The sequence below is a fragment of the Methylobacterium sp. J-030 genome, assembly GCF_022829545.1.
Lineage (GTDB): Bacteria > Pseudomonadota > Alphaproteobacteria > Rhizobiales > Beijerinckiaceae > Methylobacterium.
This window is the reverse complement of the sequence record NZ_JAKSYM010000022.1, coordinates 1-455: the sequence shown is the minus strand read 5'-3', so window position 1 is coordinate 455 and position 455 is coordinate 1. Positions and strand designations below refer to the sequence as shown.

The following is a 455-nucleotide window of genomic DNA, read 5'->3' as shown; positions in this document are numbered from 1 at the left end:
GCCAACTGCAGCCATGCCGTCCATTCCCGGCTGGTGATGCGGACCACATTGGTGTCATTCCGCCAGCCCGTGACCTGCCGCTCCTCGACGGTGAGCAGGCCGAGCCGTGTCGCCTCGCGGATCGCGTTCTTGACGGTCGTGCGGGACACGCCGGTCACGGCCGCCAGGTTTTCGATCGCCAGCCGGCAATCACTGCGACGGGCTACCTCGGCTGCAACCAAGGCCAGAACGGCGACCTCTGCCTGCGTGAACCGGGCGGCGAGACCCGGCGGCAGGCGGCCAGAGGCAGCCCAGCGGCGGCGGCGCTCCATGCTGGCATCCGTGCGCGGGCGGGAGCCGACGCCGGGCCTCCTGGGGCTTCCTGATGCGTTTTTGGCCGCTTCCCCTGTTTGAGGTGTGGCAGTTGCTGAGTCGTTCGGGTTCTGTGCCGATCGGGGTCCATTTGTGGACAGTGT

Annotated in this window: 1 pseudogene; it reads right to left on the bottom strand. The window is 68.4% G+C overall.

From position 1 onward, the window contains the following. A pseudogene (locus MKK75_RS00460) lies at positions 1-455 on the bottom strand (GntR family transcriptional regulator); the annotation flags it as partial.